Below are 13,995 nucleotides of genomic sequence, written 5' to 3' on the forward strand. Positions count from 1 at the left end.
ACCCCTCCCGCTTACGCCACCCAACCCCCCCCCGCCACCCCATACCGCCTTCTCCCCCCCCCCCGCCCCCCCCCCCCCCCCCCCCCCCCCCCCCCCCCCCCCCCCCGCCCGGAGGGGAGGACACCGGGGCGCGCCCGGTGCGCTCGCGCCGTCAGTGCCGGAAGACGTCCTTCGTCTTCTCCTTCGCCTGCCGCGCGTCGCCCTTGGACTGCTCGGCCCGGCCCTCGGCCTCGAGCCGCTCGTTGCCGACCGCGCGGCCGAGCGCCTCCTTGGCCTTGCCCTTGGCCTGCTCCGTCTTCGCCTTGGCCTTCTGGTCCTCAGCCACCGTGTTCACTCCCGACGATGTCCGTGTCCGTTTCCCGTCCCCCACCGGGTGGCCCGTGGCACGCCGTGCAAACCCGCGGCGAAGGGGATGCGGCCGGGACGGACGTGCCAGGATGGGAGTGGTGCGGACCGCGGCGGCGGAAGGGCGGACGGTGGACTGGCGGAACTTCGCCCGGCAGATGGCGTCCCTGGCCCGTGATCTCCTGGCCGAGCACACCCTCGACGCCACCCTGAAGCAGATCACGGGTTCGGCGGTGGAACTCGTCGAGGGCTGCGACGCCTCCGGGATCCTCGTGCTCAAGGGGAACCGGGTGAGTTCGCTGGCCCCCACCGACCAGCGCGTGATCGACAGCGACCGCCTCCAGGAGCGCCTGCAGGAGGGCCCCTGCTTCGAGGCGGCCCGGCCCGGCAACGACGAGCGGGTCTTCCGCATCCCCGACCTCACCCGGCCCTCCGGGCGCTGGCCCCGCTACGTGCCCCGCGCCCGGGACCTGGGAATGGGCAGCATGATGAGCTTCCTGCTGTACACCCGGGAGGAGGAGCTGGGGGCCCTCGACATGTACTCGCGCGAGCCCGGGGCCTTCACCGAGGACAGCGAGACGGCGGGGTGGCTGCTGGCGTCCCACGCGGCGGTCGCCTTCTCCAGCGCCCTGACCGACGCCCAGATGCAGGAGGCCATCGCCACCCGGCACATGATCGGCGAGGCGATGGGCATCCTGATGGGCCGCCACCGCATCACCGAGGACCAGGCCTTCGAGATCCTGCGCACCCGGTCCCAGCGCACCAACACCAAACTGCGCGACGTGGCCCGCCGGGTCTGCGAGACCGGCACCGCGGAGCAGTGAGCACGCGGCCCGCCCGGACGGGCGGGCCGCGTCGCGGGGGCGTCCGTCCGGGCGTCCTGGGCGGGCGTGCTCAGCGCTCGCCGGTCCAGGTGTGGGCCACGTCGATCACGATGCGGTCCTCGAGTTCCAGGACCCGGAAGGGCAGCCGCGCGCGCACGCCGAGGCCGACCTGGGTCTCGCCCTCGAAGCTGCCGCCGAAACGGGCGTCCCTGAAGGTGCGGTACCCGGTGAGGTCCACGCCCGGCAGAGGGTGTCCGGCCCGCGCGGGGTAGGTGGGCCCACCGGTCTCGAAGTCGTAGGCGGGCGCGGTCACCCGCACCTCGAGCACGGCGCCGCCGGCCACGGGGAGGGGCCGGCCCGATCCGTCCTGGTACAGGCGGTCGACGTACCGGACGGAGTAGCCGAGGCCGTCGCGGCCGGCGCCGGGCAGGTGCACGACCATCCGGTCGTGGCAGTCGTGGCGGCCGGTCCGGATGTCGCGCACCGGCGTGGTCGTGGCGTCGCCGTCGGTCCTGGCCTGACTGCCCCAGCCGGTGGGACACGCCGCGACGCCGGCGGTCGTGGTCCGGGCGGCGGCCGGGACCGCCGCCGTGCCCAGCACGGCGGCGACGAGCACGGCCGTCGCGCAGACCGTTCCGGCCGTTCCTGCTTTCCTCATGCGTGCCCCCTGGGATCGCACCGCTCTGGCATCGGGTGAGACGACCGGGTTCGCCCGAAGGTTGCACTCCTGCCGGCGGACGGGTCGCCGCGCGGCGAAGACGGCCGGACGGCGGCCGGGCCGCGGGAGGCGGGCGCATCCGCCGCGCCGGAGCGGCCCGCATGGCACATCCTGGTGGGGAGCGAACGATGTGCCCCGTGCGTCCGCACCGGGAGGACGCGAGATGGATGAGTCAGCCGCCGAACCGCGCGGGGAGCGGCCGGACGGCGTGCCCGGCCGGGACGCGGCGGGGGACCGGGGCGGGGGCACGGCACGCATCGAGGACGTGCTCGCGGGCCCCCTGGTGGCGGCGGTCGAGGACGTCGGGGGGTACGGCGGGCTGGTGTACCTGCGTTCGCGCGACCGGCGCTCGCTGGTGCTCTGCGTGGTGACCGGCGTCCCGCGGTCGCTGCTGACGTCCTGGTGGCGGATGCCGGTGAGCGCCGCGGTGCCCGCGGCGGAGGCGTACCGCGGACAGGAGGTCCTGTGGCTGCCGGACGAGCGGGCGACCATGCTGCGCTTCCCGCAGTTCACCGCCGCCCTGCCGTACCCGTTCGCCTCGGCCCACCGCCCGCTGCGGGTCGGCGGCGAACCCGTGGGCGTCCTGATCGTGCTGCGTCCGGTCGCCCGGGAGCCGGTGAGCGGACAGGCGGTGCGGGCCGCGCTGGGCGGCCCCGGGCGGGACATGGAGGAGAGCCTGGCCGAGTTCGCCCGCCGGGTGCCCGGCCGGACGGGTCCGGACGCCGTCGCGTACGGGATCGAGTACGACGACCAGCCGGTCGGCGTGCGGCTGCCCACGCCGCCGGTCCCGTCCCTCAGGGTCGGCATGGTCGAGTGGGACCTGGACGGCGGCCGGTGGGCCGGGGACGACGACGCCCTCGCCCTGCTGGGCGTCGCCCGGGAGGGCTTCGGCGGCACCGTGGCGGAGGTCGAGTCCCGGGTGAGCCCGGACGACCTGCACGAGCTGCGGGCGAGCCGCCGGGAGGCGGCGGCCACCGGGCAGGTCAGGTCCCGGCACTTCAGGGTGCTGGACGAAACCGGCGAGGACGGGACGGTCCGCTACCGGCCGGTCGAGCTGTGGGGCCACGTCGTGCCGGCGAGGAGCACCGCGCGGCTGCTGGTGGGCGCCCTCGTGGACGTGACCGGCGGGGTCACCGCGGCCGAGGCCGCCGAGCGGCTGCCCGACGGGCTCTTCTCCCTGGACCAGGACGGCCGGATCGTCTACGCCAACCGCCGCTGCCGGGAACTGCTGGGCTGCGAACCGGAGCAGCTGCTCGGCCACCACCCGTGGGACGCGCTCGCCTGGCTCCGCGACCCGGCCTACGAGGACCGCTACCGGGCGGCGATGCTGTCGCAGGAGCCGGTGTCGTACCTGGCGCACGCCCCGGACGGCGTCTGGCTGGGGTTCGTGCTCTACCCCGGGGCGCACGGGCTGACCGGCCGTGTCTTCCCCACCGGCGCCCCCGACGGCGCCGCGTCCGCGCCGCCGGGCGGGCACGCCGGGGCGGCCGTGGCGGCACCGCGGGAGCCGGTCGCCGCGACCCGTGCGGGAGCCCTCTACCACGTCGTGCAGATGGCCAGTGTGCTCACCGAGGCCGTCACCGTCCGGGACGTGTGCCGGGCCGTCTCCGAGCAGCTGCTGCCCGCGTTCGGCGCCCAGGAGATCGCCCTGTACACGGTGCGCGACGACCGGATGCACCTGCTGTGGGAGGCCGGCTACCCGGAAGGGTTCCTCGACGCGTTCGAAGGGGTGCCCCTCGACCGGCAGCTGCCCGGCGTGCACGCCCTGACCACGCGGCTCCCGCTCTTCTTCGAGTCGCCCGAGGCGCTGGTCCGCGCCTATCCCGGGATCCCCCTCGACCGGATGTGCGCCTGGGCGTTCCTGCCGCTGATCGCCTCCGGCCACCCGGTCGGCTCGTGCATCCTCGGCTGGGCCGCACCGCGCCGGTTCACCCCGGAGGACCGCAGTGCGCTGACCGCGCTCGGCGGACTGGCCGCCCAGGCGATGGAGCGGGCCCGGCTGTACGACGCGGAGTCCGCCGTGGCGCGCGGGCTGCAGGAGGCGCTGCTGCCGCACCGGCTGCCCGCCATCGAGGGGCTGTTCACCACCGGCCGCTACCTGCCCGGCACCCAGGGCATGGCCATCGGCGGCGACTGGTACGACGTGATCAGGACGGAGCGCGGCGTGGCGCTGGTGATCGGCGACGTCGAGGGGCACAGCGTCGGCGCCGCGGCCGTCATGGGGCAGCTGCGCAGCGCGGTGCACGCCTTCGCCGCCAGCGGCCGGCCGCCGCAGGAGGTCATCGCCCACACCAACCGGCTGCTGGCCGAGCTGGAGGCCGAGGTCTTCGCCACCTGCTGCTACATCGAGCTGGTCCCGCGCACCGGCCGCGCCCTGGCGGCCCGGGCGGGCCACCCCCCGCCGCTGCTGCGCCACCCGGACGGCCGGGTCGAGGTCCTGGAGCTGGCCGGCGGCGTGATGCTCGGAGTGCACCCCGAGGCGGCCTATCCCGTCACGGAACTCACCCTGTCGCCCGGCAGCGTCCTCGCGTTGTACACCGACGGGCTCGTCGAGATGCCCGGCAGCGACATCGAGACGGGCATCCGGGCGGTCCGCCGGTGCCTGGCCCGCGGCCGCGCCGGCACGGTGGACGAACTCGCCGACCGGCTGGTCAGGACCGCCCGCCGGACCGAGGACCGGCCGGACGACGTGGCCCTGCTGCTCACCGCGTACCGCGGGGAGGACGGGCACTGACCGCGGCCCGCCGGGCGGCGCGGTCCGGCCCCGCGCCCGCCGACGCCTCCGGTCAGGTCCGGCGCCCGGCCCGGTCGGCCGCGGCCGGCGGCCGCCCCGCGACGGGCGCGCCCGCGGCGCGCAGCAGGAGCACGGTGACGTCGTCGGCGTACCGGGGTCCGCGGCCCGGGGGGCGCAGCAGGCGGTCGACGAGGCGGTCCGGGTCCGGGTCGCCGCCGGCCAGGCGCTCGACGAGGTGCCGGGTGGTGCGGGTGGTGTCGGCGCCGGGAGTCTCCACCAGGCCGTCGGTGTACAGGGCGAGGACGGCCCCCGGGGGCAGCGCCACGGTGGTGACCGGGTAGCGGGCGCACAGCTCGATGCCGAGGAGCGGCCCCGGCTCGACGTCCAGCACCTCGGCCCGGCCGGGGGCGTGGCGCAGCAGCGGCGGCACGTGTCCCGCGCTGGCGAGGGTCACCTGCCGGCGCGCCGGGTCGACGTGGGCGAGGAGACAGGACGCCAGCAGGTCGCAGTCCAGGTCCGCCAGCAGGCGGTTGGTGCAGGCCAGGATCTCGTCCGGGGCCGCGCCCGCGGTCGCGTGCGCGTGGATGGCGGTGCGGAGCTGGCCGGTGAGCGCGGCCGCCGTGACGCTGTGCCCCTCCACGTCTCCGATGACGACGACCGCGGACGTGTCGTCGAGGCGCAGGACGTCGTAGAAGTCGCCCCCGATGTCGAGGCCGTGTCCGGCGGGCAGGTAGCGCGCGGCGATGTCGAGGCCGGGCAGGGAGGGCAGGGCGCGGGGCAGCAGGGACCGCTGCAGTTCGCGGACCAGGCGGTGCTGGGTGTCGTACAGGAGGGCGCGGTCCAGGGCCTGGGCGATCAGGCCGGACAGGGAGGTCAGGACGGCGCGCTCGTCGGCGGTGAAGGCGTGCGACCGGTCGTACGACAGGACGCAGCAGCCCACCGGCCGGCCCGAGATGACCAGGGGGAGGAAGGCCCAGGCCTCCTTGTCGCTCAGTGGGGGGGCCTTCGGGTAGCGGGCGGCCATCTCGGCCCGGTCGGCGAAGAAGGCGGGGGTGGCGTCGGCCAGGACGGCGCCCGCGGGGGTGAGGTGCGTGTCCAGGGCCAGGGCGTCGAGCCGTTCCACGACGTCGGTGGCGTAGCCGTGGTGGCCGGTGATCCTCAGGCGTCCCGCGTCGACGACGGACAGCACCAGGCCCTGGGCACCGAAGGCGGGCAGGATCTGGTGCGCGATCAGCTCGACGAGGTCCCGCACGGTCACCGTCTCGGTGAGCGCGGCGGCCAGGTGGACCAGTTGGTAGAGGCGCCCCGTGGGCGCCGGCGAGGGGCGCCGCGCGGCGGTGGGCGGGGCGTCGCCCCTGAGGTGCTCCGCGCGGGGGGTGATCCGGACGCTGATGCCGCTGGTGTCGGGGTAGAGGTCGAAGACCAGCCACCGGTCCGGCGGTCTGCGGGCGATGTAGGACACCGGGGAGCGGCTGACCAGCGCCGTGCGGTAGTGGTCCTCGTAGACCGGGTCGTCCAGCCAGGTGAGGGACTCCCAGGGGCGGGTGCCGAGGAGCCGTTCCGTCCCGCGGCCGAGCAGCCGGGCGGCGGCGGAGTTGAGGTAGGTGATCCGGCCCTCCAGGTCGAGGGAGACGGCGCCCTCGGGCAGGCGGTCGAGGTAGTCGGAGGCGGCCAGGTTCTTCTGCGCGGGGGGGACCACGGCGCCCGGCTGGACGAGCCGCGGCCGGTCGGACGGGGCCGGCGCCTGGTCGGAGTCGTCCAGGAGACGCGCGAGGTGGCGGGCGCTGACGGTGAGGATGTGCCGTACGCGGGCGGTCATCCGTCCCGGACGGTCGGCGGGCCACATCAGGAAGAGAGCGCCCCAGGGGTGGTGCACGCCGGTCACCGGGACCGCGGCCAGCGCGAACGGGTAGGGCAGCACGGCGGCCATCCGCGGGTACCGCCGGGCCATCTCGTCGTGGCCGCCGACCCAGACGAGCCGGTCCTCGCGCAGGGCGTCGGCGACGGGCACCGGACTGGCCGGGGACAGGCGCTGCCAGGGGGCGAAGAACTCCGCCGGCAGGCCGCACAGCCACGCCAGGTGCAGCATGCCGGTGGTCTCCTCGCGCAGGTAGAGCGCGCCGGCCGAGGCGCCGGTGCTCCGCACGGTGTCGGCCAGGGAGGTGCCCAGGACCTCGTCCAGCGGCACGACGCCCGGGAGGGGTTCGCTGATCCCGGCCATGGCGTCCTCCGGGTCCGGTGGCGGGAGGGCTGCCCACCCGCCAGGGGGGTCGCGTACGTCCCTGCCGTTCCATCGGGGACGTACGCCGCTACTACCCCGGACGCCGCGCCTGACGCACCGCGCGGGCACATCGGCTTCACGACGTGCGCACACCCGGCGGCCCCGGCGGCCTCCGGTCCCGCGGCCGCCGCCCGCATCGCGCCGCCCGCCGGGACCGGCCTCCCGCGCACCGGACCGGGCGGCGGGCCCCCCGAGGGGACCTGCCGCCGTCCGGGTGCCGCCGGGGATCAGGCCCCGCGCCGCACGCTCCGCAGGACGAAGAACCCGAAGATCACCAGCACTCCGCCGAGCGCGGCCGGCCAGAGCTGGGCTCCGGTCTCGGCCAGGCTGCCGGTTCCGGCCTGTGCCTCGGTCCTGTCCTCGGTCCCGAGCTCCGGGAGACTGCCGGGCACCTCGGCGGCCCGGGCCGCCCGGCCGGCGTCGTCCTCGCCGCCCCCGCCGCCGTCCCGGTCCCCGGAGCCCGCGCCCCGGCCGTCCCCGGCCGGGGCCGAGGCCTTGACGCCGGGCTGCTCGGGCCGTGCGGTGCCGTCGCCGCCCGCGGGCTCCTCGGCGGACGGGGTTGCGGCCGGCTCCTGCGACGGCTGCTGTCCGCCGTCGCCCCGGCCGCCGCCGTCACCGGGCTGGTCGCCGCCGTCGCCCCGGTCGCCGTCACCGCCCTGGCCCGGGTCGTCGGGCGTGGCCGTGGGCTCCTCGCCCCGGCCGCCGCCACCGCCGCCACCGCCGCCGTTTCCACCGTCACCGTCGCCGGCGCCGCAGGTGCGGCCCTCGTTGATGCAGTCGACCATCTCGTTCATCAGGTCCTCGTCGAAGACGTTGATGAAGTCGCCGTGGTCCGTGATCGGCTTGTGCAGCTGCTCCGGGAAGGAGTCCACCGCGAACAGCGGCGTCGTCCTCCCGCCGTCCTCGAGGCTCGGCGCGTCGACGTCGTAGACGATGCGCTGCACCAGCTGCGGCACGGGCGTGAAGCCGGCCGGGCAGTTGCCCTCGGCGTCCGTGAACGCCATGTGGGTGCGGTGGTTGGCGCTGTCGGTGTTGCGGCCGTCCCAGCAGCTCTGGAAGTCGAAAGTGCGCACCACGTCGCTGCCCTGCGGGCACAGCGGGTACTTGTCCGTCAGCTGCCGGTCCTCGAACCCGGTGCAGCTCCAGGAGGCGTTGGCGTTGGCGGGGCCGTTGACGAACGACTTGGCGTCGCCGGTGATGATGCGCAGCAGCCGGGGCATGGCGGTGACCTCGCCCCGCGGGTTGCCCACGAAGGTCAGCGTGACCTCCTTGGGCGTGACGATCTCACCGACGTTGCCCTCGATGCCGCCGCCCGGGGAGTCGGCGTCCCGCTCCTGCTTCCCGTTCTGCAGCCGCAGTACGGGCCAGTAGTACGACGACTTGTCGCGCTGGTCCACGCAGCTGGTGCTCGCCTTCGCCAGGTCCTCGTCGCTGGAGAAGGCGTTGGTGGCCTGGTTGCCGATGTAGTCGTGGAAGTGGTGGGCTCCGTTGGCGACACCGGGCGCGGCGATCACGTTGTCCGAGTTGAACAGGCCGTTCTCGTTGACGCCGCAGTCGCTGGTGAAGGTGCCGCGGGAGGCGTTCTCCGTCTGCCTCGGCGTCAGGACGTTGGGCTGGACGCTCGTGATGTCGACGTAGTCGCCGGCGACGGGACCGTTGCCGGCCTGGCCGCCGTTCCCGCCGCCCTGGTCCTGCTGGTCCTGGCCCTGCTGGTCCTGGCCGCCGTCGCCTTCGCCCGCCTGCTCGCCCCCGTCGCCCTCGCCCTCCCGGCCGGCGTCCGGCCGGGCGGGGGCGTTGCCGGACTCGCGCACGGCGCAGGCGGCGAGCTCCTCGAGGCCCTCGGGCCGGTCGCCCACCCGCTCGATGGCGGTCGCGATGCGCGCGAGGGTCGCGGAGCGCTTCTCCTCGAGCGGCCCGGCTATCGCGTTGTCCGCGAACCCGGGGTCCTGCCGCAGGGCGTCGGCCGACTCCCCGAGCCGCTGGTAGGCCTCGGCGATCTGCGCGTCCAGCGCGGCGAGTTCCTTGTCCACCTCCGCCCGCGCCTGCGGGGGCACCGACGTCAGCCGGGTGGCCACGTCCGGGCAGTCGACGGTGGCGGCGCCGGAGAGGACCCGCGCGCCGCCCGGGCCGCCGTCCTCCGTCGCGGAAGCGTAGACGTTGGCCGCCGTCATCCCGCCCCCGCCCAGGATCAGGGCGAAGGCGGCGAGCGTCGCGCGCTGTTTGGGGCGTCTGCGTGTGTTGCGTGCCAAGGCAGTACTCCTACGCTTTCGTCACAGGGGTCGGCAGGGGATTCCCACGCCCCATACGCAGGGGGACCGCCGTGCGTTCAACCACCGCGCGGATTCCCGGCACGGTCCCGGGAGCCGGGGCCGCGCCCGGAACGCGAAGCCCCGCCGGGCGGTGCGTGTCCGGCGGGGACTTCGGGAGGGACCGGCCCGGCGGCCGGTGCCTCAGCGGAAGTTCACGTCACTGCACAGGAAGTACGTCTGGTCCATGTGCGAGGCCTGCCAGATCGTGTACACGATGTGGCGGCCGCTGCGCCCGGAGGTGCTCACCGCAACCGAGTAGTTCCGGCTGGGGGCGTACGCGCCGGTGCGGGCCACCAGTTGCAGGTCGTTCCAGGTCAGCGGCTGGGTGGTGGGGTCGAATCCCTGCCGGGTGACGTAGACCAGGAGGTAGTCCGCGCCGTGGCCGGCCTGGTCGTGGAGCCTCACGGTGAAGTCGCCGCTCACGTCCGTGGTCCTCCAGGGGCCCACGGCGTCCAGGGAGTCGTAGCGCCCGCTTTCGGTGCGTCCGCCGCTGCACAGCCGGCCGTCGGGGACGACGGCCCGGAAGTCGCCGCCGGAGCCGTCACGGTAGAGACCGTTCCAGTTCCACATGGCGTTGGGGTCGTGCTGCCAGGCCTGCCAGCACATGGGGTCCTGCTGGGCCATGGCCGGGTTCTGGAAGTCGCTTCCCCAGCGCTGCCAGCAGCCGTAGTTGCGGGACGCCGGGTCGACCACCGAGCCGTGGGCGACGGCGGTGCCGCTCCAGGGGATCAGGCAGAGCAGCGCCGCGACGGCGGCGCTCAGGACGAGCGTCAGCCGGGACCGGACGACCGGTAGAGCATGACCATGCCAAGTCATGATGACCTTCTCTCCGATGTGGGGGGGCGATCGGGCCACGGGAGGCGTGGGAGCGCTCCCAGAGCACAGGCTGAGCCCTTCGGAGCGCAGGCCGCAATGCCTGTGCGCGCCACTTCCGCCCGGGTCGTGGCGCGTTCGACGCGTTCGACGGCGGGCGCCGGCCCCTCAGAGCCGGTCGGCGTCCGCCGTCGTGCGCCCGAGGCAGAGGACGGAATCGTCCAGCGGCGTGTCGATCTCGTGGAAGCCCATGCGGTCGTAGAAGACCCTGGCGGCCCGGTTGGCGGCCGCCATGACGAGGTGGACGGACGGCACTCCGCCGTCCCGCAGGGCCGTGAGGAAGGTCCGCATCAGCTTCCGGCCGTAGCCGCGCCCCTGCCACTCGGGCAGCAGGTCGATGTGCAGGTGCGCCGGATAGCCGGCCAGTTCCGGGACGACCATCCGCTCGGGGTCGTGCAGCAGCCGGGCCATCTCCTCGTCCGGGGTCCGCGGCGTCCCGGAGGGCTCGGGGTGGCGGTCGGCGACCAGGGGCAGCCACACCTCGCGGAAGGCCCCGGCGAAGCGGGGGGTGTCGGCGGTGCCGAGGACGTAACCGACCGCCCGGCCCCGCCCGTCGTCCAGGACGAAGGCCAGTTCCGGCTCGAGATGGACGTAGGGGGCCGCGAAGACGGCGGGGAGGATGCCGGGATCGCGGTAGAAGGGGCGACTGTCCGCGCCGGCGTGCGCGGTGCGGATGCAGACGTCGTCGAGGGCCGGGCGGTCCTCGGGCCGGTACGGACGAATCACGGGAGACGCGGTCATGCCCCGGATCCTGCCTGCTCTGGGAACGCTCCCACAACCCCCGCGAGGCGGAGGTCCGTTCCGTGCCGGCGCCCGCGTCCGTGGCTTAACGCGCCGCCGCCTGGTTACCCGGCGGGCATGAAGCTGCATATCCCGGGGCGGAACGGCCGGGCCGCCGGCGAGTCCGCGACGAACGAGCCCCGTCCGGGGCCCCAGGCCGACCGTGCGGCGAAGGAGCCCGGACCGGACGACGAGGTGGAGCGGGCGGCGCCGGACACGCCGACCAAGCTTCCCAAGGCGTCGTGGGGCGCGGCGCTGAAGGGCAGTCTGCGCGAGTTCCAGGACGACGAGCTGACCGACCGGGCCGCCGCGCTCACGTACTACGGCGTGCTGTCGCTCTTCCCGGCGCTGCTGGTCCTGGTGTCGCTGCTGGGCGTCGCCGGCGAGTCGGCCACGGACAGGGTGATGGAGAACCTCCAGCGGCTCGCCCCCGGGGCGGCCCGCGACATCATCACCCGGGCGGTCGAGCAGTTGCAGGGCAACGCGGGCGTCGGTTCGGTCGTGGCGGTCGTCGGTCTGGTCCTGGCCGTGTGGTCGGCCTCCGGCTACGTGGCGGCGTTCATCCGCTCGGCGAACGCGGTCTACGACATGCCCGAGGGGCGCCCGATCTGGAAGGTGCTGCCGGTACGGATCGGCATGACCGTGGTGCTGATGGTGCTGGCCGTGTTCAGTTCGCTCATCGTGGTCTTCACCGGCGGGCTCGCCCGCCGGGCGGGCGACGCCCTCGGCCTGGGCGACACCGCGGTGACGGTGTGGTCCATCGCCAAGTGGCCGGTGCTGGTCGTCCTGGTGACGATCATGATCGCGCTGCTGTACTGGGCGGCTCCGAACACCAGGATCCGGGGGTTCCGCTGGATCACCCCGGGCAGCTTCCTGGCCCTGCTGATCTGGATGATCGCCTCCGCCGGGTTCGCGTTCTACGTGGCCAACTTCGCCTCGTACAACAAGACGTACGGCACGATGGCCGGTGTCATCGTGTTCCTGGTCTGGCTGTGGATCACCAACCTCGCGATCCTGCTGGGCCTGGAGTTCGACGCGGAGATCGCCCGGCAGCGGGCCATCGCCGGCGGGCACCCGCCCGAGGCCGAGCCGTACACCCAGCCGCGGGACACCCAGGCGTGGGACGAGCAGGACCGGCGCCGGATGGACGGGACCTGACCGCTCGGCGCGTGCTCACTCCATCAGGCCGGCGGCGAGCGTGGCGCCCAGTTCCCAGCACCGCTCGACGTCGGCCTTCCCCGGTGCGCCGGTGACCTCCACGGGGTCCGCGGCGCGGCGCCAGCCGAGCCCCGTGGTGATCGACTCGATGCCCCGCACCGCCCCGGTGACGTCGTTCCCGCCGTGCACGTAGAAACCGAAGGGCCGGCCGCGGGTGCTGTCCAGGCACGGGTAGTAGATCTGGTCGAAGAAGTGCTTGAGCGCGCCCGACATGTAGCCGAGGTTGGCCGGGGTGCCGAGCAGGTAGCCGTCGGCCTCCAGGACGTCCGTGGCGGTGGCGGACAGGGCCGCCCGCCGCACCACCCGGACGCCCTCGATCCCCGGAGCCGCGGCGCCGGAGAGGACCGCTTCGAACATCGCCTGGCAGTGGGGCGAGGGCGTGTGGTGGACGATCAGCAGAGTCGGCACCCCCCGACCCTGCCGCGCCGGCCCCGGGGCCCGCAAGCCGGGCGGGGACGGCGCCGGGGAGGGCGGTGTTCCGTTGTGACCGCGGGCCGGGGGTGGCACGATGCCCCGCATCGGTACACGGAGACGGGGGTGCGTCTTGGTCGACGAGGATCGCAGGCCGCCGGCGGCGGTGGTGTTCGACGCGCTGGGCAGCGAGTACGAGAAGGCGTTCGCCGCCTCGGCGGCCCACCGGGCGTCGCTGGAGTGGCTGCTGGAACGGCTGGAGCCCGGCAGCAGGGTGCTGGACGTGGGCAGCGGGACGGGACGTCCCACGGCCGCCGCGCTCGTCGCGGCCGGTCACCGGGTGCTGGGCGTCGACGTGTCCCCGGTGATGGTGCGGATCGCCTCCCGGCAGGTGCCCGGGGCCGAGTTCCGGTGCGCCGACGTCCGCGGGATGCCGCTCGGGGACGGGGCGTTCGACGCGGTCTGCGTGTACTTCTCGCTGCTCCAGATGTCCCGGGCGGAGCAGTCCGCCCTCGTGGGCCGGCTGGCCCGGGCGCTGCGGCCGGGCGGACTGCTCGTGCTGGCCACCGTCCCCCTGGACGTCGAGGACTTCGAGGGGGCCTTCATGGGGCAGCCCGTGCGGGCCACCAGTTTCGCCGCCCAGGACGTCATCGCCCTGGTGCGCGGGGCGGGACTGACGGTGCTGTCGGAGCAGAGCGTGCTGTTCACCCCGGCCCATCCCGAGGCCCGGCCGGAACCCCAGCTCTTCCTGCACTGCCGCCGCGGGGGGACGGATCCCGCCGGCGGCTGACGCGGACCGGGGGCACCGGCCGGTGCGCCGCGGCCGGCGTGATTGTTCCGCGCCGGAGGCGGTACCCGTGTCCCCGTCCCATCGGAAAGCCCGGAGAGCGAGGTATCCGACGCATGTCGCAGGTAGAGGAATCGATCGAGGTCGACGTCCCCGTCCGCACCGCCTACAACCAGTGGACCCAGTTCGAGAGCTTCCCGGAGTTCATGGACGGCGTCGAGCGCATCGAGCAGCGCACCGACACGCTCACCCACTGGGTGACCAGCCTCGGGGGCGTGAAGCGGGAGTTCGACGCCGAGATCACCGAGCAGATCCCGGACGAGCGCGTCGCCTGGACCACCGTGGGTGGTGAGGCGAAGCAGGCCGGGGTCGTCACGTTCCACCGCCTCGGGGACACCACCACCAAGGTGATGCTCCAGATGGACTTCGACCCCGAGGGACTGGCCGAGAACGTGGGCGACAAGCTCGGCTTCGTCAAGCGGCAGGCCGCCGGGGACCTGAAGCGGTTCAAGGAGTTCATCGAGCGGCGGGGCGTGGAGTCGGGCGCCTGGCGGGGCGAGGTCTGACCGCCCGGCTCCCCCGGTTCCCGTACCGCACGCGGGGCCGGGGGGGGGGGGGGGGGGAGGGGGGGAGGGGGGGGGGGGGGGGGGGGGGGAGGGGCGCGGGCGACGGGAACGCACGAGCATGGCAGCGCGCGGTCGAGCAAGCGCCCGGC

The 13,995-nt window shown here is 74.9% G+C and carries 12 protein-coding genes; 5 read left to right on the forward strand and 7 right to left on the reverse strand.

Features of this window, described 5'->3' with window-relative positions; genetic code table 11:
* Nucleotides 1-151 precede the first annotated feature (151 nt).
* Nucleotides 152-325 carry a CsbD family protein gene (locus ACZ56B_RS26840; protein ID WP_468795804.1) on the reverse strand — a complete coding sequence of 58 codons (174 nt, stop codon included), beginning with the start codon at nucleotides 323-325 and terminating at the stop codon, nucleotides 152-154.
* 112 nt (nucleotides 326-437) lie between these two features.
* On the opposite strand from ACZ56B_RS26840, the gene ACZ56B_RS26845 reads away from it, so the two are divergent.
* Nucleotides 438-1,169: a GAF and ANTAR domain-containing protein gene (locus tag ACZ56B_RS26845; protein ID WP_468795807.1), complete on the forward strand. Its 732-nt coding sequence runs from the start codon at nucleotides 438-440 to the stop codon at nucleotides 1,167-1,169.
* A 70-nt stretch (nucleotides 1,170-1,239) separates the two neighbouring features.
* On the opposite strand, the gene ACZ56B_RS26850 is transcribed toward ACZ56B_RS26845, so the two are convergent.
* A complete protein-coding gene (locus tag ACZ56B_RS26850; protein ID WP_468795810.1) occupies nucleotides 1,240-1,827 on the reverse strand; it encodes an AMIN-like domain-containing (lipo)protein in 588 nt (195 codons plus the stop codon).
* Nucleotides 1,828-2,050: 223 nt separating this feature from the next.
* Here ACZ56B_RS26850 and ACZ56B_RS26855 point away from each other — a divergent pair, with 223 nt between their 5' ends.
* The gene (locus ACZ56B_RS26855; RefSeq protein ID WP_468795813.1) at nucleotides 2,051-4,621 is read left to right on the forward strand and encodes a SpoIIE family protein phosphatase; all 2,571 of its coding nucleotides are present in this window, start codon (nucleotides 2,051-2,053) and stop codon (nucleotides 4,619-4,621) included.
* A gap of 52 nt (nucleotides 4,622-4,673) precedes the next feature.
* On the opposite strand, the gene ACZ56B_RS26860 is transcribed toward ACZ56B_RS26855, so the two are convergent.
* From ACZ56B_RS26860 to ACZ56B_RS26875, 4 genes are all read right to left on the reverse strand, one after another.
* A complete protein-coding gene (locus tag ACZ56B_RS26860) occupies nucleotides 4,674-6,842 on the reverse strand; it encodes a PP2C family protein-serine/threonine phosphatase (protein ID WP_468795816.1) in 2,169 nt (722 codons plus the stop codon).
* Nucleotides 6,843-7,129: 287 nt separating this feature from the next.
* Nucleotides 7,130-9,073, reverse strand: coding sequence for a DUF1996 domain-containing protein (locus tag ACZ56B_RS26865; protein WP_468795944.1), 1,944 nt, complete (start codon nucleotides 9,071-9,073; stop codon nucleotides 7,130-7,132).
* Between the two features lie 279 nt (nucleotides 9,074-9,352).
* Nucleotides 9,353-10,027, reverse strand: coding sequence for a lytic polysaccharide monooxygenase auxiliary activity family 9 protein (locus tag ACZ56B_RS26870; RefSeq protein ID WP_468795819.1), 675 nt, complete (start codon nucleotides 10,025-10,027; stop codon nucleotides 9,353-9,355).
* Nucleotides 10,028-10,192: 165 nt separating this feature from the next.
* On the reverse strand, nucleotides 10,193-10,825 hold the full coding sequence (locus ACZ56B_RS26875) for a GNAT family N-acetyltransferase (RefSeq protein ID WP_468795822.1): 633 nt from the start codon (nucleotides 10,823-10,825) through the stop codon (nucleotides 10,193-10,195).
* A 117-nt stretch (nucleotides 10,826-10,942) separates the two neighbouring features.
* Here ACZ56B_RS26875 and ACZ56B_RS26880 point away from each other — a divergent pair, with 117 nt between their 5' ends.
* Nucleotides 10,943-12,022 (forward strand): YihY/virulence factor BrkB family protein, encoded by a 1,080-nt coding sequence (locus ACZ56B_RS26880; RefSeq protein ID WP_468795825.1) that lies wholly within the window; start codon nucleotides 10,943-10,945, stop codon nucleotides 12,020-12,022.
* 15 nt (nucleotides 12,023-12,037) lie between these two features.
* On the opposite strand, the gene ACZ56B_RS26885 is transcribed toward ACZ56B_RS26880, so the two are convergent.
* The gene (locus ACZ56B_RS26885; protein ID WP_468795828.1) at nucleotides 12,038-12,490 is read right to left on the reverse strand and encodes a flavodoxin family protein; all 453 of its coding nucleotides are present in this window, start codon (nucleotides 12,488-12,490) and stop codon (nucleotides 12,038-12,040) included.
* Between the two features lie 100 nt (nucleotides 12,491-12,590).
* Here ACZ56B_RS26885 and ACZ56B_RS26890 point away from each other — a divergent pair, with 100 nt between their 5' ends.
* Nucleotides 12,591-13,283, forward strand: coding sequence for a class I SAM-dependent methyltransferase (locus ACZ56B_RS26890; RefSeq protein WP_468795831.1), 693 nt, complete (start codon nucleotides 12,591-12,593; stop codon nucleotides 13,281-13,283).
* Nucleotides 13,284-13,396: 113 nt separating this feature from the next.
* Nucleotides 13,397-13,846, forward strand: coding sequence for an SRPBCC family protein (locus tag ACZ56B_RS26895; protein WP_468795834.1), 450 nt, complete (start codon nucleotides 13,397-13,399; stop codon nucleotides 13,844-13,846).
* Nucleotides 13,847-13,995 lie beyond the last annotated feature (149 nt).

Source organism: Streptomyces sp. NPDC034670 (genome assembly GCF_055574875.1).

Bases quoted from the DNA above. Each gene is read 5' to 3' on its own strand.
- ACZ56B_RS26895 (WP_468795834.1), top strand. From the start codon at position 13,397: ATGTCGCAGGTAGAGGAATCGATCGAGGTCGACGTCCCCGTCCGCACC.
- ACZ56B_RS26880 (WP_468795825.1), top strand. From the start codon at position 10,943: ATGAAGCTGCATATCCCGGGGCGGAACGGCCGGGCCGCCGGCGAGTCC.
- ACZ56B_RS26850 (WP_468795810.1), bottom strand. From the start codon at position 1,827: ATGAGGAAAGCAGGAACGGCCGGAACGGTCTGCGCGACGGCCGTGCTC.
- ACZ56B_RS26865 (WP_468795944.1), bottom strand. From the start codon at position 9,073: ATGACGGCGGCCAACGTCTACGCTTCCGCGACGGAGGACGGCGGCCCG.
- ACZ56B_RS26890 (WP_468795831.1), top strand. From the start codon at position 12,591: ATGCCCCGCATCGGTACACGGAGACGGGGGTGCGTCTTGGTCGACGAG.
- ACZ56B_RS26855 (WP_468795813.1), top strand. From the start codon at position 2,051: ATGGATGAGTCAGCCGCCGAACCGCGCGGGGAGCGGCCGGACGGCGTG.
- ACZ56B_RS26845 (WP_468795807.1), top strand. From the start codon at position 438: ATGGGAGTGGTGCGGACCGCGGCGGCGGAAGGGCGGACGGTGGACTGG.
- ACZ56B_RS26875 (WP_468795822.1), bottom strand. From the start codon at position 10,825: ATGACCGCGTCTCCCGTGATTCGTCCGTACCGGCCCGAGGACCGCCCG.
- ACZ56B_RS26870 (WP_468795819.1), bottom strand. From the start codon at position 10,027: ATGACTTGGCATGGTCATGCTCTACCGGTCGTCCGGTCCCGGCTGACG.
- ACZ56B_RS26860 (WP_468795816.1), bottom strand. From the start codon at position 6,842: ATGGCCGGGATCAGCGAACCCCTCCCGGGCGTCGTGCCGCTGGACGAG.